This window comes from Allobosea sp. RAF48 (assembly GCF_052114025.1).
Taxonomy (GTDB): Bacteria; Pseudomonadota; Alphaproteobacteria; order Rhizobiales; family Beijerinckiaceae; genus Allobosea.
This window is the reverse complement of the sequence record NZ_JBFRDZ010000024.1, coordinates 25,397-51,305: the sequence shown is the minus strand read 5'-3', so window position 1 is coordinate 51,305 and position 25,909 is coordinate 25,397. Positions and strand designations below refer to the sequence as shown.

Genomic DNA, 25,909 nt, shown 5'->3' with positions numbered 1-25,909 from the left:
GTGGTCTGGATCGTCGCCACCGTGGCCGAGAGGCGGTCGACCGTCTCGTTGATCGCGCCCTTCAGATCGGCGAAGCGCCCGCGATAGGCCGTCTCGACCCGGTTGGTCAGGTCGCCACCCGCGATCGCCGACAGCGTCTGCGCAAACTCCGTCGTCGCAGAATCAACCACCACGTTGATCTCGTTGATGCCCTCGACGAGCTCCTTCAACGGACCCTCCATGCCGCCGACCTTGGCCTGGCCGGAGAAGTTGCCGTTCCGGGCGTCGGCGACGATGGTTGCGACCTCGCCGAGCAGCTTCTGGACATGGGCGGCCTGCTCGGCATCGGCCAGCATAGCGAATTCACGGTCACGCCGGTTCTGTTCGAGCGCCAGCGCGTTCTCTCGGTAGGTTTCGAGCGCGCCGCTGAGCGCGCCGATTTCATCCGGCGAGGGAGCCGGAGGAATAGCCTGCGTGAAATCGCCCTGCTGCATGCCGTCCAGGGCGGATTTCAGCGAGATGAGCGGACGCACGACGCGTCGCTGCACACCGCGCCAGCTCAGGACACAGATGACGAGAAGCGCTGCGAGCAGGGAACCGACAATGCCGAGTTTCACCCAGGCCTGATTGAGCTTCTCGCTCGTCCGCGTGCTCATATCGTCGAGCGACTGGGTTACGGCCGCCACGATCGGCTCGAAGGGGGCGTTGCACTGCTTCGTCCACTCGTCGGCCGCGATGACGGGGGCGGAGCCTTGGCCGAGCTTGCCGATCAGCTCATCCATCTTGCGGTTCGAGGCGTTGACGTCTGCCGTCATGACACCGATCTTCCGGGTGAGTTCGCTGCCCACGCCCGGCCGTGAAGCGAGCTGCTTCAAGGTATCCAGGGAAGCGTTCGAGACGCCGCGCAATTCCCCGAGGCGGCGCAGCTGCGCGGCATCGAGCGCCTTGCCCGAGCCGAAGGCGGGGCGCAGCAGCGAGCATTGCGTGCCGTAATTGGCGCGAACGTCCCATCCTGTGGATTTGAAACCCTGAAGATCGGCCAGGATGGGGTCGGCGAGGCGGGTGGCATTGGAGGTTTCGTCCGATGCCTTGACGATGGCCGTCTCGATGGCGCCGACGCTGTTGTACCAGGGCATGGTAGCAGCGAGGCTGCGCTGGGCCTTCGGCTTGCCGGCCTCGGCATAGAGGTCGGCCATCTTGGCGTCGGAGAGCTTCTGCTCCTGCTGGATGCCGGCGATCAGCCCCTTGCGGTTCGGCAGATCCGTGTCCTGCAGCTGCCTGATCGCCTCGGCGATGCGGACGCGGCTGGCCTCCTCGATCTGCTTCAGGCCAGGGGTCGGGTCATCAGCGACCTGAATGCTGGTCTGCGCCTGGCCGCGGGCGGAGCGGATCATGTTGCCGGCGAGGAGCAAGGCCTTGTCGGCCTCGACCAGCTCCGCCAGCTGCATATTGGTGCGCACCTCCGCGATGGACTGCTCCGCCATGTAGGTCAGCGCGCCGATGCCGGGCACGCACAGGCAGGCCATGGTGGCCACAAGGTAGTTCTGGATCGACGAGGGGAAGAATTTCACGGCGGGACTCGGGAAGCGACGTGCGGCTGGGAAGGCGGTTTACGCAGGCCGAAGAGACGCCTCGGCGCGAGCCGGCGCCTCTTCGCGCCCAGCTACCGCCAATTTGATTAAGATTGCGCTTAGCTTCCGCCGCTGTCTTGCCTTCCTCTTCGTCCGGCGTCACCTAAAGGCGATGCATCGCCGTCTCGTCTTCGAGGAACCGGTTTCGCACGCCGCCATCTGGAGCCGGCGGCTGGCGTGGTTTTCGCTCGCGGTGCTGCTCTTGTCGCTTCTGCTCGTGCGGCTCCGTGAGCCAAGCATCGAAGGGCTCGCGCCTGTCGCCGGTGCCTACATCTTCGTCTTTGCCGCGCTGGGGCTGGCGATCCTGGCCTTCATCCGCATCTGGCAGTCCGGTCATCGCGGGGTCGGCATGGCCGCCTGGGCGATGCTGCTGTCGCTGGTCCTGCTCGTTCCGCTCGGCTTTGTCGCAGTGAAGCTCGTGACGAAGCCTGCTCTGTCCGATGTCTCGACCGATATCGACGATCCGCCTGCCTTCAGCCGCTCGCAGGCTGCGATGACCGCGCGCGGGGGGCGCGTGCCGCCCGACGTGCCGTCCGTGCGCCGGCGCGTGCAGCGTCAGGCTTATCCCAAGGCGGTGCCGATCCTTCTGGAGGTTCCCGCCGAGAGCGCCTTCGATGTCGCGCGCCGTGCTGCGACCGGGCTCGGCTGGCAGGTGCTGGAAACCGTGCGACCGGGCGGGCGCAGCGGGGCGGGGCGGATCGAGGCGGTGGCGCGCGGGCGCATCCTGCATTTCTCGGAGGACATCACCATCCGGGTCAGGCCGCGTGTCGACGGCAGCCGCATCGACATCCGCTCGGCCTCGCGGCTGGGCAGCCACGATCTCGGCGCCAACGCGGCGCGCATCGCCGCCTTCGTCGACGAGGTCGAGCTGCTGATGGACAACCGCTAGCTCGCCGCGCGTCCCATCGCACGCGAAGTGGCGATCTAGCCTTTTAGCATCGGATTTCTCCGAAAAGTGGAAACCACTATTCTGTCCGATGCAGGCGGGACGCTCAGGCCAGGCGGTAGCGGCTGGTCAGGGCGGGAACGGCGTCGCTGGCCTGGACCGCGCCACGCAGCACCAGATCCTCGAGCTGCGCCAGCACCGAGAGCGCAGCCGCGCCATGCAGGGCCGGCGCCAGGCCCTGATAGATTACGGGCACCATCGCGGCGATCGTCTCGTCGCCTTGGCTCAGACGGTTGAGAACCGCCGCCTCGCGCTGCCGGCGATGATGGACGAGCCCGCGCAGGAATCGCTGCGGTTCGGTGACGGGGCCGCCATGGCCCGGCCAGTAGCGTGCATGCTCCAGGCCGCGCAGCTTTTCGATCGAGGCCATATAGGCGGCCATCGAGCCGTCCGGCGGGGCCACGATCGAGGTCGACCAGGCCATGACGTGGTCGCCCGAGAACAGCGTCGCTTCCTCAGCCAGCGTGAAGGCCAGATGATTGGCGGTGTGGCCGGGCGTTTCGACGGCGGCCAGGCTCCAGCCCGGCCCCGAAACCGTGTCGCCGTCCTGCATCAGCCATTCCGGCTCGTAACCCGTGTCGGCGGCGGCATCGAGGACGCGGCCTTCGCCGGGGCCGAGTTCTCGGGAGGGGCGATGCGGCCCGCAGCCGACCACGCGCGCGCCGGTCGCCGCCTTGAGGGCCGGCACGGCCGGTGAGTGGTCGCGATGGGTGTGCGTCACCACGATATGGCTCACCGTCTCGCCGCGAAGCGCGGTCAGCAGGCGTTCGACATGGACGGGATCATCGGGACCGGGATCGATGACCGCGACCGTGCCACGGCCGACGATGTAGGTGCAGGTGCCGGTGAAGGTCATCGGCCCGCCGTTGCCGGCAATGACGCGGCGCACCAGCGGTGACAGTGTCGCGACCTCACCGGCCGGCATCGTCGCGCTCCTGTCGAATTCGATGTCGTCCGCCATCTTGCCGTGCCTCGTCCGGGCCTGAGCCGATTTCGCCAGACCGGTTGCCCATTCCTGCAAAGCCTGCTCGCTTGTGAGGCCTAGCCGCATTTTCTATAGACGCAATAGCGGCCGCGGCGCGCGGTCTTTTCGGGAAAGGACGACAAGCCCATGGCCGATATGATCCCCATGCAAGCTCCGACGCTCGCCGGCACGCTCTTTCCCGCGGCGGGCAGCCGCACCGCCATGCTGCGCAATGTCGCGCTCGCCTTTGCCGGCAGCCTGCTCCTCGTTGCGGCGGCCAAGATCAAGGTGCCGTTCTGGCCGGTGCCGATGACACTGCAGACGCTGGCCGTGCTTGGCCTCGGCGCCGCCTATGGCGCGCGCCTCGGCGCCGCAACCATGGCGCTCTACATTGCGTACGGGCTGGCCGGGCTGCCTGTGTTCACCAATACGCCGCCGGTCGCCGCTGGCCCGCTCTATCTCGTCGGACCGACGGGCGGCTTCCTGATCGGCTTCGTCGTTGCGGCCGCGATCGCCGGCTGGGCTGCCCAGCGCGGCGCCTCGCTGCTGCGCCTCCTCGGCGGGCTGGTCCTGGCGGATGTTGCGCTCCTGGCCATCGGCTGCCTGTGGCTCGCCTTCGGTGCCCAGATGGCGGGCGGCGCGACGGGCGTCGGTTTCGCCAAGGCCTTTGCCTATGGCGTGCAGCCCTTCCTGCTCGGCGAAGCGCTGAAGGTCGCGCTCACGGCTTGCGTCGCCGGGGCGGGCTGGTCGCTGATCGGCCGGCGCGGCTGAGCCGGTCCTCCCCCGCTCGATAGGAACTCTCAAGACAAAGGCCGGGTCTGCACCCGGCCTTTTTGTTCGTCGGTGATTTGCGGCGCGGCCTAGCTCGTCGACTGGCCGCCACCACAGCTCTTGCCGTCATAGGGGCCGAAGAGCGGGGGGAAGTTCCCGCATTTGTCGCAGCCCGAGAGCGAGAGAGCGAGCCCAAGCAGGCCGGCGAGGAGGATGATGCGCTTCATGGCCCAACCGTTCGTTTCGATCCGGCGGGTAATCTAGAACGGGCCGGCGGTGTGCAACAATGGCCTCGACAGCCGAAGGTCGAGGTTCAGAGGCCGATATCCGCAAGCCAGCCCAGAATGCAGAACGCCGAGACGGCGATCAGGGTGATCATGGCTTTCGCGTCGTTGGGCCAGCGGTGCTGCATGCTTCGACTCCGTTACGGGAGCCGAAGCAATAGTCATACCATTTAACAGGGGGGTGACGGTTTCCCCGGTGCCTGGGAGCCCGGGGAAACCGCCGTCTCGACCGGCGAAGGCGATCTCGCCGGTCGACGTTCCGAAGTCAGGTCTCGCGGAAAGCCCGCGCCATGCTGTCCTTGAGCGGTTGCAGCAAGTACTCGAAGAAGGTCCGCTCGGCCGTCTGAATGTAGACATCAGCCGGCATGCCGGCCGTCGGCTGGAAGCCGGGAACGCTGGCGAGACTCCTGGCGTCGAGCCGGGCACGCACCACGTAGAGATCCGGCACGCCGGGGTAGGCGCGCTGCTTCTCGTCCGGCAGCGCGTCGGCGGAAATATAGATGACGCGGCCGCTGACCATCGGCGTCGTGCGCTGGTTCAGGGCGGTCAGCCGCACCGTGGCGAGCTGGCTGTGCTTGATCTTGTCGATGTCCTGGGGCCGGACACGCGCCTCGATGATGAGTTCGTCCTGCAGCGAGACGATCTCCATGATGTTCTTGCCGGCCTCGATGACGCCGCCGGGCGTGTGATAGCGCAGCTTGACGACCGTCCCCCTGACGGGAGCGGCGATTGTCGAGCGGTCGAGGATGCCCTTCACCGTATGGATGCGCTCGCGGACGTCGTTGAGGTCGGCGCTGATGTCCTGCAACTGGTCGGAGGCGAGCTTCTGGGCGTTCTTGCGCACGCCGTCGATCTGTTCGAGGGAGCGGGCGATCCGCTCGCGGGAATCGCCGATATCGCCGGTGATGCGCCCGGCTTCACCTGTCAGGCTGGCGGCCAGCCGCTGGAGCGAGAGCACTTCCGGCTTGCGGATGTAGCCGCGCTGCAGGAGCGCCTGCTTGCCTTCGAGCTCCTCCTTCAGCAATCGCGACTGCTGTTGGACGCCGGCAAGCTGCACCTTGCTGCCGGTGATCTTCTCCTCCAGCGCGTCGATGCTCTTCTGATGAGCGGCGATCTCGCTGGCCGTGTTGTTCTGCCGGGCTCTGAAAGCGATGAGCTGCGCCGCCATCAACGCGGCGATGTCGGGATCCTCGCGCTTTTCGGTCAGATGCTGGGGAAAGGAGAAGTCGCTGCGGCCGGCGACTTCCGCCCGGAGCCGCGTCTCGATCGCCTCCAGGCGAAAGAGCTTGAGCTCGTGGCGGCGCAACTCGGCGCGCGAGGAGGTGTCGTCGAGCTTGACCAGGGGCTGGCCGCTTTCGACCACATCGCCCTCATGGACGAGGATTTCCCGGATCACCCCGCCTTCGAGATGCTGGATCGTCTTGTTCTGGCCGGTGGTGACGAACACGCCGGTCGCGATGACCGCGCCTGCGATCGGGGCGGTGTTGCCCCAGACACCGAAGCCCATGACCGTCGCGGCGACGATGACGACGCCGCTCAAGGTGGCCATGCGCGTGCTGCGCGGCACGTCCGCATACCAGGGCTGCGAGATCAATTGACTAGCCATTTGCCCCTCCGTCTCCCCGACCCGTGCAGCGACAGCGGTCGCCCGTTCCCGTCAGTGCGGCTTCGGCGTACCGCCGTCGATGCTGCGCCGCCCGACGATCATCGGCAGGATGTCGTCGCGTGCTCCGATCGCCTGCACGGCGCCGTCCTTGATCATCATGATCTTGTCGACGCTGCGCAGCAGGGCAGGGCGCTGCGTGATCGCCACCACCGTCATGCCGCGCGCCTTTGCCCGCTCGAAGGCGCGCGCGAGCGCCACCTCGCCCAGCACGTCGAGATTGGAGTTCGGCTCGTCGAGCACGACGAGGCGCGGATTGCCGAAGAAGGCACGCGCCAGACCGAGCCGCTGCTTCTGCCCGCCGGAGAGCGGCGCGCCATCGATGCCGATCTGCGTCTCGTAGCCATGGGCGAATTGCGCGACCATCTCGTGGATATCGGCGATTTCGGCGGCCTCGAAGACATCGGTGTCGGAAGCGTCCTCGCGCATGCGGGCGATGTTGGCCTTGATGGAGGCCGGGAAGAGCTGAACATCCTGCGGCAGGTAGCCGACATTCTCGCCGAACTGGCGGGGATCCCAGTTGCGCTGTTCCATCCTGTCGAGCCGGACCGTACCGGCGGTCGGCACGATCGAGCCGACGAGCATGCGCGCCAGGGTCGACTTGCCGCAGCCGGAGGCCCCGACGATGGCCAGCGAATCCCCGGGTTCGAGGCTGAAGCTGATGCCGTTGAGGATGACCTTCTTGGTCGGCGGCGGCACGTAGAGGATGCGCTCGACATCGAGGCGGCCCTTGGGATTGGGCAGCTTCAGGCGGTCGAGATTGAGCGGGGAGGCCTGCAGCAGCGCTTTGACGCGCTGGAAGGCGGCGCGTGCATGGATGAAGCTGCGCCAGCCTTCGATCGTGCCTTCGAGCGGCGCCAGCGCACGGCCGGCGACCACGGAGGAGGCGACCACCATGCCGCCCGTCAGCTGGCCTTCGAGCGAGAGCATCGCCCCCCAACCCAGCATCGCCACCTGCGTCCCGAGGCGAAAGAACTTGGAAGCGCCGGTCATCACGATGTTACGGTCCTGGGCGCTGACCTGAGCCTTCAGGGATTCCGCCGTTTCGCGGCCCCACATCACGACGCCCTCGGGGATCATGCCCATGGCGTTGATGACCTGCGCGTTGCGGGACATCGCCTCCGATTGCAGGTTCGCCCTGGTCGAAAAGGCGCTCGACCGCGCGAAGGGGGCTGCCGTGAACTGCTGGTTGAGATAGGCGATCACGAACAGGACGAACGCCGCAACGGTGACGATGTATCCGAGATGCGGGTGGATCAGAAAGACCGCCAGCAGATAGATCGGCGCCGTCGGCGCATCGAGCATGGTCAGGATGACCGGACCGGTCACGAAGCTGCGGATCTGCTGGAGATCGGCGAGCGTCTGAAATTCGCGGTTCGAGCCTGTCTGGGCCGCCTTGGCGGCTGCGGCGAGCACCGGGCCGCCGAGCCGGCTTTCGACATCGACCGCCACGCGCATCAGGATGAAGCGTCGGACCATGTCGAGCAGCACATGCGCCCCGATCGCCAGCATGACGATGATCGAGAGCATCATGAGCGTGTCGAGGCTGCGACTCGTCAGCACGCGGTCCGACATCTGGAAGAGATAGATCGGCACGGCGAGCACCAGCGTGTTCACCACGATCGAGAACACTGCCACGATCATCATGTTGCGCCGTGCGCCGGCGAGGCCCGCGCCGAGAACCTGCTTGAAGTCGCGATCGCCGAGGCGCTGCTCGATCGGCGTTCCGCCACCCGGGCCTCCTCCTCCGCGGCCCCCTCCACCGCCGCCCCGGCCCCTGCCGCCGTCAGAGGCCTTCCTCGGGGCCTCCGAGTCGGTCCTGGAGCGCAGCGGGACCGGCTCGGGCGCCGGCTGGCCGTCGCCGCGCGCATCCGCGCGGACATCCGCTTCCCTGCGAGGCGGCGGCGCCTCGATCCTCGGTGAAGCGGCCGGGCTGTTGGTGTTGGCGGTGTGGTCGACCGCGATAGCCGACAGCCCGATCGTCGGCGGCAGACCGACCACTCGCATCGGCTTGGCGGCGGCCGAAGGCAGTGCCGCGGACGTTGCTTCGCACTTCTCGGTCATGCCCCTTCCCCGTCTCGTCTTCTTGCTTTCAGACCATGATGTTCGACGTCAGATGATCGTGCTGGGCCGGGTCCGGTGGAGGCGCATGTCGGCAATGCGGCTCAGGCTGCTGCGTGGCGTGCTCGGCGAAGGCCACGAGTTCCGGAACGAGCGTGCTGGTGTCGTGGACCTTCACCGTGTCACTGTCGGTGACGATGTTGACCTGGATCAGCACGGACTCCTCATAGGCGTGGCCGCCGAGATAGTTCGAGGTCGACATCAGCCCGGGATCGACGATGAAGGCTTCGTTGAGAGCGCTGTTGCCGCCCGCGGCGACACCTTGCTCCGTGCCTTCCCTGGCGCTGGCTTGAATGCTCTGGTCGCCATCCACCATGAAATTGACCTGGGTGATGACGTTCGCATCGTAGTAGTCGCCGGCCACGTAGAGGATCTTCAACGTCCCGGAGGCACTGCCGTAAAGATGCCAATCGGCATTGGGCGTGAAAATCGTCTCTCGGGCGGCGAGCTGGTCTATCAGTTCGTGATGGGCGCCGAGCATCGGCCTGAAGGCCGATGCGTCGTAGGTCTCGATCGATGCGTTGTTGGTGAGGCTGTTGAAGCCAGTGGTGACCGTGGCGTCGTCGTCCGCATTGCCGGTGCTGTAGAGCTTGGCATAGTCGGGATCGAGCACGATGTTGTACTGATAGATCCAGTCGGCGCGATGGTAATTTCCGCCGATGACGATGACGTCATAGTCGGCGGCGCCGTGGATCTTCGCCAGGTTGAGCTGCTCGTTCCCGCCGGTGCGGAGATCGAAGTAGGTGCCGGCTTCCGCCTGGACGGTTCTATCATTGTCGTCCAGGCTGTTGAACTGAATGACCGACTTGATGTCGTAGAAGTCGCCCGAGACGACATCGACGCTCCAATGGGGCGTCGCCGCCGCGCCTTTGACGTCGATGGTCGAGTGATGAGTCACGAACTCCGCGATGTTGTGGACTTCGTTGCCGTGAGTTCCAATGACAGGGGAGAGTGAGCCAGCGATGGCGACGTCGACGTGATCGTTGTCGACCAGGATGTTCGTCTGAACGATCCCACGGCTGTAGAAATAGTCGCCGCCGACCATCATCGACCCGACAGCTTCGTTGGCGTCCACGATGGCGGCTGCATTGATCTGGACGTTGAGACCGGTCTCGGCCAGCGTCGCGACGCCGCCTGTCGGGGCCGCCACCTCCAGCTTCGCCTCCGTGACAGGCTGGGCGGGCGAATCCTCGGGCCGCCAGGGGGCGCTGTCGAGGACGGTCGGCACGATGGGATCGGGCGCGCCGACGACGCCGTCGACGATGCGCCCTTCCGGCGCTGCAGGAACGGTGCTGCCCTCCGGATAGGGGCTCCCGGTTTGTGCCCACAAGGCATCGCGCGCCGAAACCATCGCGATGATCTCCTGCGGCCCCGCATGGAGCGCTTCGTTCATATCGGGAATGCCATCCGGCGCGATGTCGTTGGCCTGATGGACGAGGGTCGCGAACTGGCTTTCGAGATGCAGTTCCGGCGGGACCACCGGGGTGCCGTCGGCATTGGTGACGGCATTCGACGTCACGAGATCGCGGTCATCCGCGATGTTGATCTGCTTGAGCTGCAGCAGGGTTTCATCCCCGCCTGCCTGATACTCGGCGACGATCACCCGCGGACCCGCATGCTGCGCAACGCTCACCTCGTAGGCGTCGAAAGGATGCGGCTTCAACGGCGGCGGAAGCGCCGGGAGTGCCTTGTTCGGCAGGCCATGGGGATCCGGCATGGATACCTGTGCGAAACTCGCATGCGGGTCCGAGGTCGGCGGTTCCTTGATCGTGGTCGGGACCGAGGTGAGCTCGTCGAAATCCAGCCCGCGGCGCGGCTCGCGAAGAAGGTCGTCAACGCCAGGAGGGAGGGGCGACGGTGCCTCAGCTTCATAGAAGCTCGATGTCCGCGCGACGGAATCGGACAGGCGGAGATAGCCGATGAACTGCCAGATCGTCTCGGTGAAGCCGCCGGCTTGCATGGCACGATCCTCCGCTGCGTCCAGCTTGCGCCGGGCGGGAAGATTTCAGGCGCATGTCGCGCATGGACATGGAAGAGCCCGGAGCCGAAACCGCGCGGGGAGTTTCGACCCCGCGCGGTCCCATGGTTGCGCCAGCTTTCAGAACGCGTCGTTCGCGTCCCCTCCGACCATCGTCAGGTCGACCGAGTTGAACTGGATGTTGGCACCCATGACGATCGACTGGGTGAAGGCCTCCTGCGTGAGGCTGGCAGCCGCCGAAGCAGCGCCGATCCCGCTGAAGGTGCCGTCGTCGCCGGTGATCGCGCCGACATGGGATTCCGCCTCGCCACCGACGGCCCGCGCGATCATCGTGAAGTCGCCGACGCCACCCGGATCGCTCGAGCTGGGATCCCAGCAGGACGTCTCGGCCAAGCCACCCGACAGGCCGTTCGCACTGTAGCTCACGGACGGATTGTTGAGCGTATCGTTGTCGGCCAGGTTGTTGACCTGATCGAGATTGAAGTTGTTGCCGCTTTCGAGGGTCTGGGTGACCACGTCCGGCATGATGATCGATTCACTGATATCGTGGATCGTGTCGATATCGATCACATCATTGTCCGATGGAGGCAGGAGCGCTCCCGACAGGTCGAGGTCAACGGCCACATCGACATTCACGGCGTTGTCTACGTGATTTTCGACCTGGTTGTCGATGTGATTGACGTTCTCGTTGAAGTTCAGGTTGCCGTTTGCGTTGAGGTTGCCGTTTCCGTTCAGGTTGAGATTGCCGTTTTCGCTCGAATTGCTGGCAGAGTTCCAGACGTCGGTGTCTACCGCCTGAGCCGCATACTGAGCCTGACCCTGCGACTGGCCCTGGCCCTGGCCCTGTCCTTGGCCCTGTCCTTGACCTTGGCCCTGCAACTGAGCCTGCAATTCAGCTTGGCCCTGCAATTGGCCCTGCGTCGGATCGTCGTCGTGATAGTTCCGCTGGTTGTTGGGCTGACCCATGACATGCTCCTACGCGTTCGGGAGACATCGATAAGGTCCGGCAGCGCCTCTCTTCTGCGGTGCGCAGCACGGATTCGGACGATGTCGATTGGAGGTGATTGAGCACTTGAATCTTACGCGTTACATGGAAGATGTGCTCGATCTTGGATTTCGGCGCGGGATAAGGTACAATTATTTCATTCCTTCTCCTTTCATGAGAGGGGCGGGTAAGGATAAATTTTTCGGCAGGGCCTTTTTGCAAGGCTGTTTCGAGATTTTATATCAGGAAATATGGCCGAAATATTCATACAAGTTGTCGTAATATTTGTTATATGTGATGAATGTTATAGTAAAATATAGAAACAAAGAGTTGTTAATGGTCTGAATTGCGAATTAAGGGTGATTTAAACCAGTAATATATTTGAGTTTTTTCTTTCGCAGATTTCGTTTGCTGTATATAAACAGCCATGAAGGGGCTTATGGGTCAATGTGCTGAATTGTTACCCTGCGTTATCGGCTTCATTGAATTTTAATGACCCAGGAGGTGGCCTCGTGGCGCTTGCTGCTTTGTGTGCCGGAGATTGGCTATGCCGAATGCCGTCCGCATGCACGACGAACAGGCTGCTTTCCTCTCGCTCGAGGCATTGGTCTGGCGGGATGGGCCGGTTTGTCCGCATTGCGGGGAGAGCAGTCGGCTCGGCCGGCTGAGCGGGCTGAGCACGCCGATCGGCATGTGGAAGTGCTATGCCTGTCGCAAGCCCTTCACCATCAGGCATGGCACGATCTTTCAGAACAGCCACGTGCCCATGCATGTTTGGCTGCAAGCGCTCTATCTGCTGACGGCGACCGGAGAGCGCATCAGTTCACAGAGACTGGGGCAGATCCTCGGGGTGTCCGTCCGGACCGCCTGGCACCTCAAAACGAAAATCACCACCGGCCTGGACGCTGCAAAGGAGTTGCCGGGTTCATGGCTCAGCGAGAGCGTGGTGAAACGAGTGCTGCGTGAGCCGTTTCCCGATAGCCCCGCGCCGCTCCAGCCCGGGCAGGCCGTCTGCAAGGCGCGCTATGAACGCTTCCTGGCGGTGACTGCGAGCGCAGCACATCACCTCGACGATACTGTTTTCCTCGCGGCTTTGCACAGGCTGCTGCGAGGCTCCGGCACAAGCGCCGATCCCCGGGATGAAGTGTTCGAACAGCAGCTTGAGTTGAGTCTGTTCGATGAGCCAGCCGGCCGAGAGGGCGGCGCCGACGACGAGGGGGGGCGTTGACGACTGCGGCGGAGAAGTCGGCGCGAGGCGCCCTCATCGTCGTTTCGGCGGCGCCGGTTACTGCGGCCGGGGACTGCGGCGGAGGCACTGATCGACATGTTCTTCCCAGAGCCGCTGCAAGGCAGGGTCGAGCGTCATGACGGGGGTGTCGAGTTCGTCAAGCTCGGTCGCGGGGCGCAGCATCTCGAGAAAAGCGACGGCGCCGCGGGCACCCACCGCAAAGGCCGGATCCTCGTGGCTGGTGAGCAGGCAGATTTCCTCTCCGATCAGTTCCGGGCCAATTCCCGTGACGGCGTTCAGGACATGGGCCTGAACCGCGGCGAGCGCATGGGTGCGCATCGGGCCGCAATGGCGCTGGGCAATCAATGTGACGAGCGTCGCGAGGAAGCCGATGATCTGCGGATGAAGCCAGTCGCCGGCCTGCAATATTGCCGCTCCCCCGGGGTCGCGACGCAAGAAGGGGTCGATCGCGGCATGGGCCATGCGGCGCGCCTTGCGAATCTTGAGCAATTCGAACATGGCGCCTCCGCTCTGAGCGAAGCCTAGAGGAAACGTCCGATGCGCAAGCTCTCCCGAGGACAAGCTGCCTTGCCGCCCCGGCCGGATTTCGATGCTCTGGAAGCGGCGGCCGCGCGCCCGTCTTCGAGCCGAAGAGTAGCCTTCATGAACCTCGTAGGCGATCTGAATCTCGCCTGGTCGAACAACGAAAGCCTGTTCATCTATGTGCTGATGTGGCTGCTGGGCAGTGACGAGAAAGCGGCGGCGATCGTCTTCGCCACGCTGAACACCACGCGCGCGCGGCTGGATCTGGTGCAGCGTCTTGCCAAGATCGCGCTGGCCGACAGGGCCGTGCGTAGCGAGCTCGGCGAGGTCGTTGAACGTTTCTCGGCGGCGACGCGGCTGCGCAATGATCTCAGCCACGCGACCTTCGTCCTCGATTCGCAGGGCGAGATCACCCATACCCAGCACATGAAGGTGGAGGAAAGCCGAGGCAATCTGCGTTTTGGTATCCAACGGGCCGTCGATGAGGCCAGGCTGGAGGAGATTTCCCGCACGATCCGCGAGCTTCATGCGCTCAACCGGCGAATCTGGGATCTCATGCCAGTTCTGGAGGCCGCGACGCGGGCTGAGAGATAGCCGTCGCTTCGCTGTCACAGACCGACCCGCGTGGTGAGCAGGCAGGGCTGGCTGCTGCCGTCCGAGACCGTCGCTATCCCCCGTCAGCGGCAAGAAGCGGCCCGAGAGGGCCATTCCTGTAGCCGGCTGAATTATCTCCGGAATTTTGGTCCGAGCGGCAGGATTTGAATCTGCGCGTCCCCGCTCGTCCCGAACGTCCCCCGGCAAAAATCGGGTATCCAGGTTTCGTTGGTTTCTTTGGGGGCTCGGCGGCGAACGCTCGGCGTCTATTCTGTCAGGCGACGCCCTTCTGCTCGAACTTTAGAATATCGCCAATCTATGGCACATGGGTGTGCTTGCCTCGAAACGCAGCAAGTGATCGCAAATGCGCCATACGCCGACATCGCTACTTCCAGCAGCAGACCAGCCGATCCTGTCCGACCGCTTCGTTGCGCCGCTGGCGAAGGACGGCTCGCTGATGCTTCGAAATGTCAGGCTGCAGTATCTGCGCGCTGCCGCCGCGCTGTCCGTCCTGCTTTACCATGCCTCCGTCATCGTCGAGCGGATCAGCGGCAACGCCAGCTTTCTGACGGTCTTCGGCGGGTTCTGGGGCGCCTATGGCGTGGCGGTGTTCTTCGCCCTCTCGGGCTATCTGATGGGAGAACTCATCCAGCGCGACGATCCTGCCCGCTTCATGGTGAACCGACTGGTCAGGATCTATCCGCCGATGCTGCTCGCGGTGGCGATCTTCTGGGTCGCGTTCTTCGCCGCCGGCTTCCTGCGCAGCATCGATGTCGTCGGCCTCCTGCTCGCGCCGGCAGGCCCCCGAGACTATTTCCTCGCCGTCGAATGGACGCTCGTCTACGAGATGAGCTACTACGTCGTTCTCGCTCTTCTGGGTTTTGCCGGCCTGCGCCAGTTTGCAGCCTGGCTGGCGGCGTGCTGGATCGCCCTCATTCTCGTCGCGCTCGCGAAAGACGGTCTCGTGCGGGACGACACTCTCCCGCTCCTCAGCGCACTGCCGCTCCAGGCGATCAATCTGCCGTTTCTGGTCGGCTTCCTGCTTCCAGGCCTGGCCCGGCGTCGTTGGCTGCCACCGGGCCTCTGGCTTGTCGCGATAGCCGCGACGGTGGCGGCCGCCTATCTCATCCCGGGCGATCCGCGAATGAAGTCGGTCATCCCTGCGATCCTCATCGTCGCGGCAGCCGTCCGCGTTCCGAAGCCGGCGCCCGAAACAGTGTTCGGCATCATCGGTGAGCGTCTGGGTGACGCGAGCTACATGCTGTATCTCTGCCATATGCCGCTGATGACGCTCTTCGGCGGCTTCGCGCCGGCTTTCGCGCCCGGCCTTGCGCTCTGGCTCGGCGGAATCGGGGCCTCCATCGCATTCGCGCTGGCGCTCGCACCGGCGGATCTCGGCATGCACCGCTGGTTCAAGACCAGGATCGCTGCAGCTCCCATATCCCGTCTTCGCGCGCTCGCGTTCAGCTTCATCGCGATCTTCGTCGGCATCGCCGCCTATGCCGAGTTCGATGCCCGGGAAAAGCGGGCGGCCTACGCTCATGCGACGGCGATCATCACCGACGGCAAGCCAGCCGTTTCGGCGACGATTCGCGCGGAAGTCGACTCCGTCGACCGGCTGCCGGACGACACATTGGTCATACGCGGATATGCCATCGACCTCGACAAGCCTCAGCTCGTGACCCACGCCGCCGTCCTTCGAAACGGAAGCATCGTCGTCATGGAGCGATCGCGGCGGATGCGGGCAGACAAGGCACGTTCATGGTCGCGGCCCGATCTTGCCGGGGCCCGGTTCGGCTTCGTGCTGATGGTGCCGAAGCGAGTTGCCTGCTCGGCTGGCGATTTCGACGTGCGCGTCGCATTCGACGACGGCCGGCTCATCGTCCCCGTGATCGCACCGTCGGTCCGATTGTGTGCGTAGCCTCGCCGGGGATGGGCTGGTTTGCCTCAATCAGGCAAATCCCGCGCCGCTCTGCTCGGTATCGGCGACACAGCCGGCATCTTCAAGGCCCGCTCTCGCGTTTGGGGCGCTGGCGGCAGTGGGGGGCGCTAATTTCGGCCGGGGGATCCGGCTGTGGCGGCAACGGTGGTGGCTATTGGGAAGGCGTCTTCGACGTCATGCGGGGCGAAGTCATCACTATCGTTATGGGCGCTGGAGGCACCAAGGGTACTTCGGCCGGTGCCGGCGCCAACACCCAAGCTGAAGGATCTTCTTCGTTCGGAACGGGTAACTCTGCGACCGGTTGTGGTGGCTCCGGCTACGCCGCGACGCCGTCCGACGTCGTCGGCGCTGGTTCGAGCGGCCAGATCAACCAACTCGGCCAGCAGGCGGCGAACAGCTACCTCATTTGCCTCCGCCTATATCGCCTCGGCAGGCGGAGGCGCCTTTAATACTCCCGGCACTCCGATCACTGTCGGCAGCAGCTCGAAGGCCATGCAGCCCGGCGGAGGTTCCTCGGGCGTGGCGGCAACGACCGCTGACGGCCAGAACGGCGCTGACGGCATGGTCCTCCTGGAGTTTTGATGAGGTCCGCAATGCAGAAGTATGCGCGCGTTGTCGACGGTCACGTTGTCGAAGTCTTCAGCCGCCCGCAGGCGTTGGGATTGGAGATTGCTTCCACCCATCGATCGCGAGCCAGTTCATCCCGTGCCCTGGCGAGGTCCAGCCTGGCTGGACCTGTGGGCGGAGGTTTTCCGCACCGCCTCTGATCGGAACGGCGGAAGGCCGAGCCCTTCGGCTGATAGCCCATTCGCCGCCCCCGAGGCGCTTCATGCGCGGAGCATCGATATGAATGTCGCCAAGGTGCAGGCAGCGCTTCGCTAGACGCCGAAGGTCGAAGGAGGCCGGGCTGAAGACGAGCGCGGCTGTCCAACACTCCCGCGCGCGGGCGCAATCTGACTGGCGGCCACTGCGAAAGCCCGTACCCTGACGCCAGTGGAGACCGTCAGGCCGGAGTTGGCGAGTGTCGCAGAGTCATGCGCCGCGCGAATTGCTGGGCTGGGACTTCAATTGCCAGATAGGTGCAAGACGATACGCCCAGCGTGAGACAAAGCGCCAAAACGGCCTGCAGCGGTGTCAGAGCGTTGAATTCACCCACAACGCCCATCATAAGCGGGTGGAACAGATAGATCGAGAAGCTGACGGCTCCCACGAGAGTGAGCGGCCTCCACCGCAACCATGCGACAAGGGGGCTGCCGTAATGGGCTGCTGCAATCGTGCATGCCGCAGCCAGTGAAACGGCCGAGACGCTGAATCCGTGATCATGCTTGTCAATTGCGACGACGCTCAGGCCAACGGCGACCGCAAACAGAGCCGATCCAAGCACCGGTCGTCTCTGGGCATCGGCCCAAACAAGCCTGAAGACCAGCATTCCGATTAAGAACGAGTGGAAGTGCCAAAAGATCGTGAAGTTGGGTTCGACGATCCCGAGATTGTCTGTAATAGCCTTGCATACGGGGGGCCACATCAGGACAGCCGTGACCGCTACCATGCTCAAAGGCGCCTCAATGAGCCACGCGAGCACGAAGGGGAACATGAAGTAGAACAGAAACTCGACGAAAACTGACCATTCGATGCCAATAAGGGCGTTTCGCGTAGTCGGGTCAACCATTGTGATCAGTGAAAAATGTTTGGTGAGAACCCCGGCGACATAATCTGCAGGCATCCCGCCCCAGATCTTTACCACAGCCGTCACCGCGCAGGCCGCGTAGAACAGTGGCATGATCCGAAAGTACCGGCGAATGAAGAACCTACGCCAATCAACAGGCTCACCTTCGACCGCGGTTGCGATGCTGAGGCAAAGGCAAAACGCAGAGACGACGAAGAATAGCGTCACACCGAACTTGCCGTGATCGACGATCGCGTTCCCGAGATCGCCGAAACCTCGCAAACCAAACCCACCGGAGTGGATGAAGTAGACAGCGAGCGCGGCAATCCCGCGCAGGCCATCTAGCTCAAGAATGCGCGGCTTCATTTAAATAGCCTAGCACATCGCTCGCTTGGCAACCACCGGCCGCCTCTGGCGGGCCTTTCACACCGGGAGAATTCCATGGACACGACCGCAATTCAGCAGGTGCTGGTCGCGCTTGGCGATTCACTGGTCGTGGACTGCGTGATGGGGCCGAAGACGAAGGCGGCGGTTCAGGCGCTCCAGGCTGCACACGGCTGAGTGCCGACGGAATTGTCGGTCCGAGGATCGAGGCGGCGCGGAAGTCCGCAGTTTCCGACAAGCCCCAGCCCCGTCACGTCGCAACTGTCGACCGCGTAAAGCTCTTTGCCTTTATGCGATCGGGCGAGGCTCCGACCGGGCCGCCGCCTAACTCAGGGAAACTCGCCCGGCGGCGGCAAGCGCCATGAACAGCGATGCAACGTTGAGCGACTCTGGCAACAGCCCGTCCTTCAGCCCCGACACCATCTCTCGGACCGGCATCAAATGAACCGTCATGCCGTCTTCGGCGGCGTCCAGCTTGCGAACGCCCGTCGGCATGGCGTTTAGGGCAAGGTACGTGTGGACACGGTTCGTCTGATTGCCAGGGTTGGCATAAAGCGACGTCACGAATCGATAATCCGCAGCCCGATATCCGGTTTCTTCTTCCAGCTCACGAGAAGCAGCCTGGGTGGGATCCGTATCAGTCGCATCGACGGTGCCAGCCGGGAGCTCGAGAAAGAAGTCCGAGGCGCCATGCCGATACTGGCGTACCAGGACTAGCTCGTCGGACGGCGTGATTGCCACGACATGCACCCAATCGGGATAATCGAGAACGTAGAACGGCGCGACCTCATGACCTGAGGGGGTGAAGCAGTCATCCGCGCGCAGATTGATCCAGCGATCCTTGATCACGGTTCGCGACGCTTGCGTGGTCCATTTCTTGTCCATGCGTTGGGGATTAGCCACTGCAGGCCGAATAGCCAAGCTTGTGCCCCTTCCCGCCTGCCTCGCGCGGTTTTCGCATTCGGAGCATTTCATGGATACGACCGCCATCCCGCGGGCGCTGGTCGCGCTCGGCAATTCGCTTGTTGTTGGCAGCGTGGCCGGGCCGAAGACCAAAGCAGCTGTTAAGGCGTTCCAGACTGCACATGGCCTGAGTGCCGACGGAACGTCGGTCCGAGGGCCGAGGCAGCGCTGAGGTCCGCTATCGCCGCCGGGTCCTAGCCCCGTCACGCCGCAAACATCCATCGCGCAAAGCTCTTCGCTTATCCTCGCGATGGAGGACGACGTCTCTGCCGCTCGCGAGATGGCGGACGCGGTCTGCTCGCTCCTCGAAGCTGGCGCGAGCCATCGCCTCGACCCCCGCGGCGTTGCCGCCATCCTGAGGTGCGTCTCGCACTTGCAGGATCACGTCGGTTCGACCGTGCGCGACTGGGAGGAGGCCGTCCGGGCTAGCCGGGCGGCATAGGGCAGGCACAACTGACCAACAAGGCTGGCTCGGATCGGGGCCGGCTTTTTGCTGCGTGGGCGGGAGTTTCTGTCCGGAAACGAAAAAGGGCCTTTCGGCCCATTCTCAACTACTTGATATGTCTCGGGAAATTTTGGTCGGAGTGGCAGGATTTGAACCTGCGACCCCCTCGTCCCGAACGAGGTGCTCTACCAGGCTGAGCCACACTCCGATCAACTGGTGGCCGGCTTATAGCCAGCACGCGGGCGCGGCGCAACAGCTCGTTTGCAGGTTGGGGATGATTTCTTGCGAAGGCCCCGAATGGACGTCGCGAGGCGGTTGCGCAGGACGGCGACGCGTTCTAGAAGGCGCGACGCATTGGGGCGTCGCCAAGTGGTAAGGCAGCGGTTTTTGGTACCGCCATTCCCAGGTTCGAATCCTGGCGCCCCAGCCAGTTTCTCATAAGGCGCTGGGTTACGGGCTGTTCTTCTGCCCTCGCCGCCAGCCATTTGTAGCTCGCCGCGATCTTGTGGACATGGCTCTGAGGCCGTCGCGATCTCCAAGGCATGCGGCTCTGGTGCGCCGGATAGGGGGCGATGGCGCCTCTCATTCCGCTACCGCCGGCTGGACGGTGCTTCGTGAACTCAAGGCCGCGGCCAGAAGTCGACCCACAACGACAATGAACAGCTCGGGATGTTCAGGATATTCCTGCGGGTCGAATGCCAAGCCCAACACCACAGGCTGCTGATTGGGGGCTTTGATCGGCCAGAAGTCGAAGCGCGAGGTGTCGAAAGGATATACTCCAGCTCGCGCGAGATGGCCTTGGTCGAGCGATGACTGCGCGGCAGCCAGCTCGCTTGCGCTGGCGGTGATCGGTCCAAGAGACGATATGATTTCAAGCCGCCCGTCAGCGGGCGTCATCACTGCGACCGAGACATGGAACATCTCTTCCAGCGCCGCAGCGGCCCTGTTCGCCATGTCACGGGGTTGCCTCGCTACGGAGACGGCAGAGCTGAAGGACTGCAAGGCTTGTTCCTGGCGGAGCCGCAATTTGATCGCCCCTTGCCGCCGGGCCGCCAACGATGCCAGGCCACTCGCCATCCCGCCCACGACGAGAAGCAATCCGATTGCCCAGATGTTCGCGGGATCCTCGACCTGGAACGAGAAGCGCGGCGCGGTGAAGAAGAAATTGTAGGCCGACGCGCCCGCCACGGCGGCGAGCATCGAGGGGCCAAATCCAAATACAATGGCAGCCATGATGACTGGCAGGACGTAGATAAGCGAAAGGTTTGGAACTGCTGCCACGCTCTCCAGGGCGGACGCGATCACCGTCGCCAAGGCCGTCAAAACCAGGGCGGCCAGATACCCGGCCGCTACCGGAAAATCGGGTCGCTCCCGATACGCTGCACCGGCGATTGGATCGACCGGCAGCCCATTTGCGTCCTGGATGCTTTCCGAGTTCGCCATCGCAAGCCTCCCTCGATTGCCGGCTGCCGCTGACGGCCGTCAGCGAGCCGGCGCTCCCGGATTTATGAGGGGAGGCATAGGGTTTCCATGTGGGAAAACGCGCCCGGAAATAGGAATAAAGTGGGGCATGCCCGGTGACAGCCGGCGGCGGCGGGATTGCCGAGACCGAATGTCAGGCAAGCCTCAGGCCGTTGCCGGGCAGGTTCGGGACATCCGAATTCCACCCAGCTCTCGGGCGCATCAGCTCCCGCCGAGATCGTCGGCACCACCGACAGGTGCAACTCCGGGTCGATTGACTCCGTCACCTGATATGTTCTTCTAATGTTCTCATTTCCGAGGATGGGAACAATGACAGCCGAGCCGCTTGAAGAGCCGCCGGAAGCGGACGAACTCGAATGGGAGATCGTCGAGCTTGTCGACGAGTATGGAACTGAACGGGCCGCTTTGCGCGCGACGTACCAGACGTTGAAAGCAGTCCTCGCCGATGCCGATCGCGCGGTTTCCCGAGGCTTCGTGCGCGGCCTGTTCTCTCAAGGGGCACGGCCCGTCCGCGCTCCGGGATGACCAGGCGAAAAAGCGTGGGAACGGATGAGGACCGCGACCGGACCCGCTCCCCTTCGGGTTGAAATCCCGATCCCGGTCGGCGGGGCCGAGCAGTGGCCTATTGTCCCTAGGGACAGGTGTCGGTCCTCGGGGATGGTAGTAATCGTCTGGTTGGAGAGAATCTGTCGGAGATGAAGATTGAAGGTCATGGTCCTCGAAGGCCAGGACACCATTCTAGACGGGCGCGTGGCCGCAAACATGCGCATGGCCCAGGAAGAAGTTCAGACTTTTCGGCGGCAGGGGCCGATCAGGTCGCTGGTCGAACGCCGCCGATAGGCAAACGAGCGTCACTGCGGTGCGAAACCCCAGATGGCGTTTCGGAGCTGTTGCGAGGTCATGCCATGCATCTGCGAATTGTGTTCGCCTCTGTCGTCGTCAGTGGGCTCGCTTCTCAGGCGCTCGCGCAGACGGTTGCGCCACCTCCACAGCCGCAAGCGCCAGCCGCAGCGCAGGCGGAGCAGGGCGAGCAGGTTCTCTCCGCCGCCCAGCTCGATGCGCTGGTCGCGCCGATCGCGCTCTATCCGGACGACTTGCTGGCGCAAGTGCTGATGGCCTCGACCTATCCGCTCGAGGTGGTGCAGGCGGATCGATGGGTTGCAGCCAACAAGAAGCTCAAGGGCGACCAGCTCAAGGCGGCTGCCGAGAAGCAGTCCTGGGATGCGAGCGTAAAGTCGCTGGTCGCGACGCCCTCCGTGCTGGAGATGATGAGCAAGAATCTCGATTGGACACAAAAGCTCGGCGACGCGGTGCTTGCCCAGCAGCCGGATATCATGGACGGCGTCCAGCGCATGCGGACGCGGGCCTACGACGCCAAAAAGCTGTCGTCCGGCTCCCAGCAGAAGGTGACGGTCCAGCAGACTAGCGGCAAGCAGACGATCCTGATCGAGCCGACCAACCCGGGCACGGTTTATGTGCCCTATTACGACCCGGGCGTGGTCTACGGCACCTGGCCCTATCCCGCATACCCGCCCTATTATTTCCCCGAGCCGGGCTATATCGCCACCGGCGTTCTTGCGACGGGTCTCGCCTTCGGCTCCGCTTATGCGCTGGGGCGCTGGGCCTCTGGCGGGTATTGGGGCGGAAACGTCAACTGGGCCGGAGGGAACATCAATATCGACCGCAATCGCGTGACGCATTGGGAGCATAACCCCCAGCATCGCCAAGGCGTTCAATATCGTAACGACGCGGTCAGGCAGAAATTCTCCGACAACAGCATCCGTGCCGGAGCCGAAGGCCGGATGGACTTCCGCGGACGCAGCGGCGAGCAGGTTCTGCGCCCCGATGGTGATCGCGGCGGAGCGGGGGCAGGCGCACGACCGGATCAGAGGCCGGGGGATCGTCCTGGAGCCGGTGCCAGACCCGACCGTCCGGGCGGGGATCGTGCTGCGGCTGCCGGCAACAGGCCGGGCGGGGATCGGGCAGGGCGTCCCGGTGGCGAGCGTCCAGGCGCCGACCGTGGCCGGGGCTCAGCGCAGCCGCGGGCAAACGCTCAGCCCCGTCGCCCTCAATCCGGAGCAAGCCGTCCGGGGCCGGCACGCGACAACGCTTTCGGCAATATGCAGCCGGGCCGAGCCGCGAGCCTTCAATCGCAGCGCGGGCAGGCCAGCATGGCTCGCATGCCGTCGGGCGGTGGCGGGCGCGCGATGCATGCTGGTGGCGGTGCACGCATGGGCGGTGGAGGATATGGCGGGCGCGTTGGCGGCGGCGGTGGCGGGCGAATGGGAGGCGGCGGTGGCCGCGGAGGTGGCGGCGGGCGCCGTTCCGACATCCAGCTCAAGAACCACGTCGTGCTGCTGGGGGTGACGGAGAACGGGCTTGGCTTCTACCGCTTCGCCTATAATGGCGCCCACACAACCTATGTCGGGGTGATCGCGCAGGAGGTGCAGGAGGTTGCGCCCGAGGCGGTGCACCGCGGCGCGGATGGCTATCTGCGGGTCGACTACCGCCAGATCGGCGTTCCCTTCCAGACCTTCGACCACTGGAAGGCTTCGGGCTCGCGCATTCCCGCCGGGAAGCTCTGAACTGAAACGGCGTCGCCATCTGCTGGAGCGTTTCGCAACTGAGGGTGCAGTTCCATGATCATGACATGGCCAGCGGCGCATCTGCTCGTTCGCCTGCTTTGCGCGATTGCCGCGGGCTTCTGTGCCGCTTCGACGGCCGCTCGCGCACAGGAGCTGTTCCAATCGCCGGAACAGGCGGCCGCGGCACTTGCCGCCGCGGTGCGCGATGGCGATTCCATGCGCTTGTATTCCGTTTTCGGCATGTCCGGGCGGGACATCATCTTCTCGGGTGACGAGATTCGCGACGCCGACAATCGCAAGCGCTTCATCGCGGCCTATGATGCCCGGCATTCGATCGTCGAAACCGGCCGGACCGCCACGCTGCTGGTCGGGGAGGACGCATTTCCGTTTCCGATCCCGATCGTCCGTTCGCGCGGCGGCTGGAAATTCCTGGTCGAGGCCGGGCGCCGGGAACTCCTCGCCCGCCGGATCGGCAAGAACGAGCTGGATGCCATCCAGGCGAGCCTCGCGATCCTCGATGCGCAATTCGAGTACGCCTCGAAAGGCCATGACGGCCGGAACACAGGCATCTTCGCGCAGAGAATCATCAGCCAACCGGACAAGCATGACGGTCTCTACTGGCCGACCGGGCCGGGCGAGGAACCGAGCCCGCTTGGTGAATTCGCTGCCCAGGCTGCAACTGAAGGCTACAAGGCTAGCGGGACGCCGCAGCCATATCACGGCTACTACTTCAAGATCCTGAAAAAACAGGGGCCCTCAGCCGCGGGCGGGGCAACCGACTACATCGCGGGCGGCAACATGATCGGGGGATTCGCCATTCTCGCCTATCCTGCAACCTATGCGAGATCGGGGATCACGAGCTTCCTGGTCAATCACGCGGGCACTGTCTATCAGAAGGATCTGGGCCCGAATACGCGTCTCATCGCGTCGCGCATGAACAGCTTCAACCCCGATCATGGTTGGGAGAAAGTCGTACCGCAGAAGGCGCAATAGCGGAGCGGGCGGCCCACTGCCGGGCGGGGCCGAACCGCGGTTCCGCAGGCGCTGACGACAGCTCGGGATGGTGGCGTCGATGAAGCGCTGGTTGCCGATCGCGGAAGGGCTGCTTCCCTACAGGTGGGAATGGCTGCGCTTCGATGTCACCGCGGGGCTGGCGATCGCCGCCGTCGCCATTCCGAGCGCGGTTGCCTATCCCGCCATCGCGGGGCTTCCGGTTGAGGTCGGGTTCTACGCCAGCATCTTGTCTCTCGTCGGCTATGCGCTTCTCGGCCCCTCGCGCAAGCTGATCGTCGGGCCGGACGCCGCGACGATGACGGTTCTCGCGGCCACGCTCACCGCCTTGCCTCTCGACGATCCCGCGAGTCGCGTCGCCGCGGCTGCCGCGCTCGCCCTGATGGTCGGGACATTCTGCATCCTCGCAAGCGTGCTCAAGCTCGGCGTCGTCGCTTCCTTTCTGTCCCGGCCGATCCTGATCGGCTTCATCAGCGGAATCTCGATATCGATCCTCGTCGGGCAGATCGGGCGGCTGACAGGCGTGCGCATCGAGTCCGACGGGCTGGTGCTGCCGCTGCTCGAGATCATCCGGAAGGCCTCGCAGATCCATTGGCTCACGGTCTGGTTCGGCGCAGCCATGTTCGGGCTGCTCGTCGTGTTGGCTCGCCTCCGCTTCCCGATCCCCGGGCCGCTGGTCGTGGTCGTCGTGGCGGTGCTGGCGTCTGCGGTCTTCGACTTCGAAGGCCGGGGCATGAAAGTCATCGGCAGCCTTCCGGGCGGCCTGCCGAAATGGGCGCTGCCGAACGTCGCCCATTTGCCGATCCCGGACCTCGTGCTTGGCGGCGCGGCGATCTGGCTGGTCAGTGTCAGCTCTGGCCTCGTCGGGGCACGCAGCTTCGGTGCAAAAGACGGCTTCAAGGTCGATGCCGACCGGGAGTTGACGGGGCTGGGAGCGGCCAACATCTGTTCCGGCCTGTTCACCGGCTTCCCCGTTACGGTCTCGGATTCGCGAACCGCGATCAATCTGGCCGCAGGCGGCCGTTCGCAGCTGGCAGGCCTGATCTCTGCCGCCGCACTGGCGGTTCTGCTGATCTATCTGAACGATGTGCTGCGAGTCCTGCCCCATGCTGCGCTTGGGGCGATCCTCGCCTTTGCGGCGCTGAGCCTGATCGATCTCCAGGGGCTGCAGGAAACCTGGCGGATCAGCCGCATGGAGTTCGGCTTTGCCCTCATCAGCATGTGGGGCGCCATCAGTCTGGGCGTGCTCAGCGGCGTCGTCATCGCCATTGCCGGCACGCTGCTCTATGTCCTGCTGAAGGAAATGCGGCCGCGCGATGCCTTGCTCGGGCTCGTTGCCGGCAGGCCGGGCTTCTACAAGATGCACCGGATGGAGAGCGCCGCGCCACCGCCGGGGATGGTGCTCTTCATGATCCAGGGCAGCATTCTGTTCTTCAACGCCGACTACGTCCGCTCCCGGCTCGACAGCGTCGCGAAGGAGGCCCCGCCCGGCACATCCTGGTTCGTGCTGGATGCGAGCGCCGTCGCGCAGATCGACATGACCGCGGCCACCATGCTCCTGCGGTGGCGGACCGACCTGGCGGCGATGGGGCTGACATTCGCCATCGCGGAACTGCACAAGGAGCCGCGGGAGATTCTGGAGAGGGCAGGTCTCTTCGAAGGCCCGGATGCGACGATCGCTTTCGACGATCTCGAAGACGCGGTCCGGATGCTCGGGGAGAAGATGCCCCGGTAGCCCGGTATT

The 25,909-nt window shown here is 64.4% G+C and carries 22 protein-coding genes and 2 tRNA genes; 12 read left to right on the top strand and 12 right to left on the bottom strand.

The genetic code is table 11. The features are described 5' to 3' along the window. Positions 1-1,550: HAMP domain-containing protein (locus AB4Z10_RS27890; protein ID WP_441473654.1), on the bottom strand; the 1,550-nt coding region annotated here is incomplete at its 3' end. A gap of 172 nt (positions 1,551-1,722) precedes the next feature. Between AB4Z10_RS27890 and AB4Z10_RS27885 the strand changes: the two genes are divergently transcribed. After that, complete coding sequence (locus AB4Z10_RS27885; protein WP_441473653.1) at positions 1,723-2,499, top strand: DUF1499 domain-containing protein; 777 nt, start codon at positions 1,723-1,725, stop codon at positions 2,497-2,499. A gap of 103 nt (positions 2,500-2,602) precedes the next feature. Here the strand turns inward: AB4Z10_RS27885 and AB4Z10_RS27880 are convergent, their stop codons facing one another. Further along, on the bottom strand, positions 2,603-3,517 hold the full coding sequence (locus tag AB4Z10_RS27880; protein ID WP_441473652.1) for an MBL fold metallo-hydrolase: 915 nt from the start codon (positions 3,515-3,517) through the stop codon (positions 2,603-2,605). A 150-nt stretch (positions 3,518-3,667) separates the two neighbouring features. On the opposite strand from AB4Z10_RS27880, the gene AB4Z10_RS27875 reads away from it, so the two are divergent. Then, positions 3,668-4,291: a biotin transporter BioY gene (locus AB4Z10_RS27875; RefSeq protein WP_441473651.1), complete on the top strand. Its 624-nt coding sequence runs from the start codon at positions 3,668-3,670 to the stop codon at positions 4,289-4,291. An 89-nt stretch (positions 4,292-4,380) separates the two neighbouring features. On the opposite strand, the gene AB4Z10_RS27870 is transcribed toward AB4Z10_RS27875, so the two are convergent. The 5 genes from AB4Z10_RS27870 to AB4Z10_RS27850 all read right to left on the bottom strand — a co-directional run bounded on the left by AB4Z10_RS27870 (position 4,381) and on the right by AB4Z10_RS27850 (position 11,303). Further along, positions 4,381-4,518 carry a hypothetical protein gene (locus AB4Z10_RS27870; RefSeq protein WP_441473650.1) on the bottom strand — a complete coding sequence of 46 codons (138 nt, stop codon included), beginning with the start codon at positions 4,516-4,518 and terminating at the stop codon, positions 4,381-4,383. A gap of 322 nt (positions 4,519-4,840) precedes the next feature. Then, a complete protein-coding gene (locus AB4Z10_RS27865) occupies positions 4,841-6,181 on the bottom strand; it encodes an HlyD family type I secretion periplasmic adaptor subunit (RefSeq protein ID WP_441473649.1) in 1,341 nt (446 codons plus the stop codon). 51 nt (positions 6,182-6,232) lie between these two features. Further along, on the bottom strand, positions 6,233-8,302 hold the full coding sequence (locus AB4Z10_RS27860; protein WP_441473648.1) for a type I secretion system permease/ATPase: 2,070 nt from the start codon (positions 8,300-8,302) through the stop codon (positions 6,233-6,235). A gap of 28 nt (positions 8,303-8,330) precedes the next feature. Further along, positions 8,331-10,319 carry a hypothetical protein gene (locus tag AB4Z10_RS27855; protein ID WP_441473647.1) on the bottom strand — a complete coding sequence of 663 codons (1,989 nt, stop codon included), beginning with the start codon at positions 10,317-10,319 and terminating at the stop codon, positions 8,331-8,333. 138 nt (positions 10,320-10,457) lie between these two features. Further along, complete coding sequence (locus AB4Z10_RS27850; RefSeq protein ID WP_441473646.1) at positions 10,458-11,303, bottom strand: hypothetical protein; 846 nt, start codon at positions 11,301-11,303, stop codon at positions 10,458-10,460. Positions 11,304-11,869: 566 nt separating this feature from the next. On the opposite strand from AB4Z10_RS27850, the gene AB4Z10_RS27845 reads away from it, so the two are divergent. After that, the gene (locus tag AB4Z10_RS27845; protein WP_441473645.1) at positions 11,870-12,550 is read left to right on the top strand and encodes a transposase; all 681 of its coding nucleotides are present in this window, start codon (positions 11,870-11,872) and stop codon (positions 12,548-12,550) included. Between the two features lie 57 nt (positions 12,551-12,607). Here AB4Z10_RS27845 and AB4Z10_RS27840 read toward each other — a convergent pair whose 3' ends face one another. Next, on the bottom strand, positions 12,608-13,069 hold the full coding sequence (locus AB4Z10_RS27840; RefSeq protein WP_441473644.1) for a hypothetical protein: 462 nt from the start codon (positions 13,067-13,069) through the stop codon (positions 12,608-12,610). Positions 13,070-13,213: 144 nt separating this feature from the next. Here AB4Z10_RS27840 and AB4Z10_RS27835 point away from each other — a divergent pair, with 144 nt between their 5' ends. Both AB4Z10_RS27835 and AB4Z10_RS27830 read left to right on the top strand, forming a co-directional pair. Continuing rightward, a complete protein-coding gene (locus tag AB4Z10_RS27835; RefSeq protein ID WP_441473643.1) occupies positions 13,214-13,687 on the top strand; it encodes a hypothetical protein in 474 nt (157 codons plus the stop codon). 364 nt (positions 13,688-14,051) lie between these two features. After that, positions 14,052-15,608 (top strand): acyltransferase family protein, encoded by a 1,557-nt coding sequence (locus AB4Z10_RS27830; RefSeq protein WP_441473642.1) that lies wholly within the window; start codon positions 14,052-14,054, stop codon positions 15,606-15,608. Positions 15,609-16,632: 1,024 nt separating this feature from the next. Here the strand turns inward: AB4Z10_RS27830 and AB4Z10_RS27825 are convergent. Beyond that, on the bottom strand, positions 16,633-17,661 hold the full coding sequence (locus tag AB4Z10_RS27825) for an acyltransferase family protein (RefSeq protein ID WP_441473641.1): 1,029 nt from the start codon (positions 17,659-17,661) through the stop codon (positions 16,633-16,635). Between the two features lie 75 nt (positions 17,662-17,736). On the opposite strand from AB4Z10_RS27825, the gene AB4Z10_RS27820 reads away from it, so the two are divergent. Beyond that, positions 17,737-17,856 (top strand): peptidoglycan-binding domain-containing protein, encoded by a 120-nt coding sequence (locus AB4Z10_RS27820; protein ID WP_441473640.1) that lies wholly within the window; start codon positions 17,737-17,739, stop codon positions 17,854-17,856. A 147-nt stretch (positions 17,857-18,003) separates the two neighbouring features. On the opposite strand, the gene AB4Z10_RS27815 is transcribed toward AB4Z10_RS27820, so the two are convergent. Next, positions 18,004-18,564 carry an NUDIX hydrolase gene (locus AB4Z10_RS27815; protein ID WP_441473639.1) on the bottom strand — a complete coding sequence of 187 codons (561 nt, stop codon included), beginning with the start codon at positions 18,562-18,564 and terminating at the stop codon, positions 18,004-18,006. Positions 18,565-18,652: 88 nt separating this feature from the next. Between AB4Z10_RS27815 and AB4Z10_RS27810 the strand changes: the two genes are divergently transcribed. Beyond that, positions 18,653-18,814 (top strand): peptidoglycan-binding domain-containing protein, encoded by a 162-nt coding sequence (locus AB4Z10_RS27810; protein ID WP_441473638.1) that lies wholly within the window; start codon positions 18,653-18,655, stop codon positions 18,812-18,814. Between the two features lie 404 nt (positions 18,815-19,218). Here the strand turns inward: AB4Z10_RS27810 and AB4Z10_RS27805 are convergent. Continuing rightward, positions 19,219-19,295: transfer RNA gene (locus tag AB4Z10_RS27805), tRNA-Pro, on the bottom strand. A gap of 147 nt (positions 19,296-19,442) precedes the next feature. Between AB4Z10_RS27805 and AB4Z10_RS27800 the strand changes: the two genes are divergently transcribed. After that, positions 19,443-19,517: transfer RNA gene (locus tag AB4Z10_RS27800), tRNA-Gln, on the top strand. A 152-nt stretch (positions 19,518-19,669) separates the two neighbouring features. On the opposite strand, the gene AB4Z10_RS27795 is transcribed toward AB4Z10_RS27800, so the two are convergent. Continuing rightward, positions 19,670-20,530 (bottom strand): DUF4118 domain-containing protein, encoded by an 861-nt coding sequence (locus tag AB4Z10_RS27795; protein WP_441473637.1) that lies wholly within the window; start codon positions 20,528-20,530, stop codon positions 19,670-19,672. A gap of 348 nt (positions 20,531-20,878) precedes the next feature. Between AB4Z10_RS27795 and AB4Z10_RS27790 the strand changes: the two genes are divergently transcribed. From AB4Z10_RS27790 to AB4Z10_RS27775, 4 genes are all read left to right on the top strand, one after another. Beyond that, positions 20,879-21,094, top strand: coding sequence for a hypothetical protein (locus AB4Z10_RS27790; RefSeq protein WP_441473636.1), 216 nt, complete (start codon positions 20,879-20,881; stop codon positions 21,092-21,094). 380 nt (positions 21,095-21,474) lie between these two features. Continuing rightward, positions 21,475-23,154 (top strand): DUF3300 domain-containing protein, encoded by a 1,680-nt coding sequence (locus AB4Z10_RS27785; protein WP_441473635.1) that lies wholly within the window; start codon positions 21,475-21,477, stop codon positions 23,152-23,154. A 54-nt stretch (positions 23,155-23,208) separates the two neighbouring features. After that, on the top strand, positions 23,209-24,147 hold the full coding sequence (locus AB4Z10_RS27780; RefSeq protein WP_441473634.1) for a DUF2950 domain-containing protein: 939 nt from the start codon (positions 23,209-23,211) through the stop codon (positions 24,145-24,147). A 79-nt stretch (positions 24,148-24,226) separates the two neighbouring features. After that, complete coding sequence (locus AB4Z10_RS27775; protein WP_441473633.1) at positions 24,227-25,900, top strand: SulP family inorganic anion transporter; 1,674 nt, start codon at positions 24,227-24,229, stop codon at positions 25,898-25,900. Positions 25,901-25,909 lie beyond the last annotated feature (9 nt).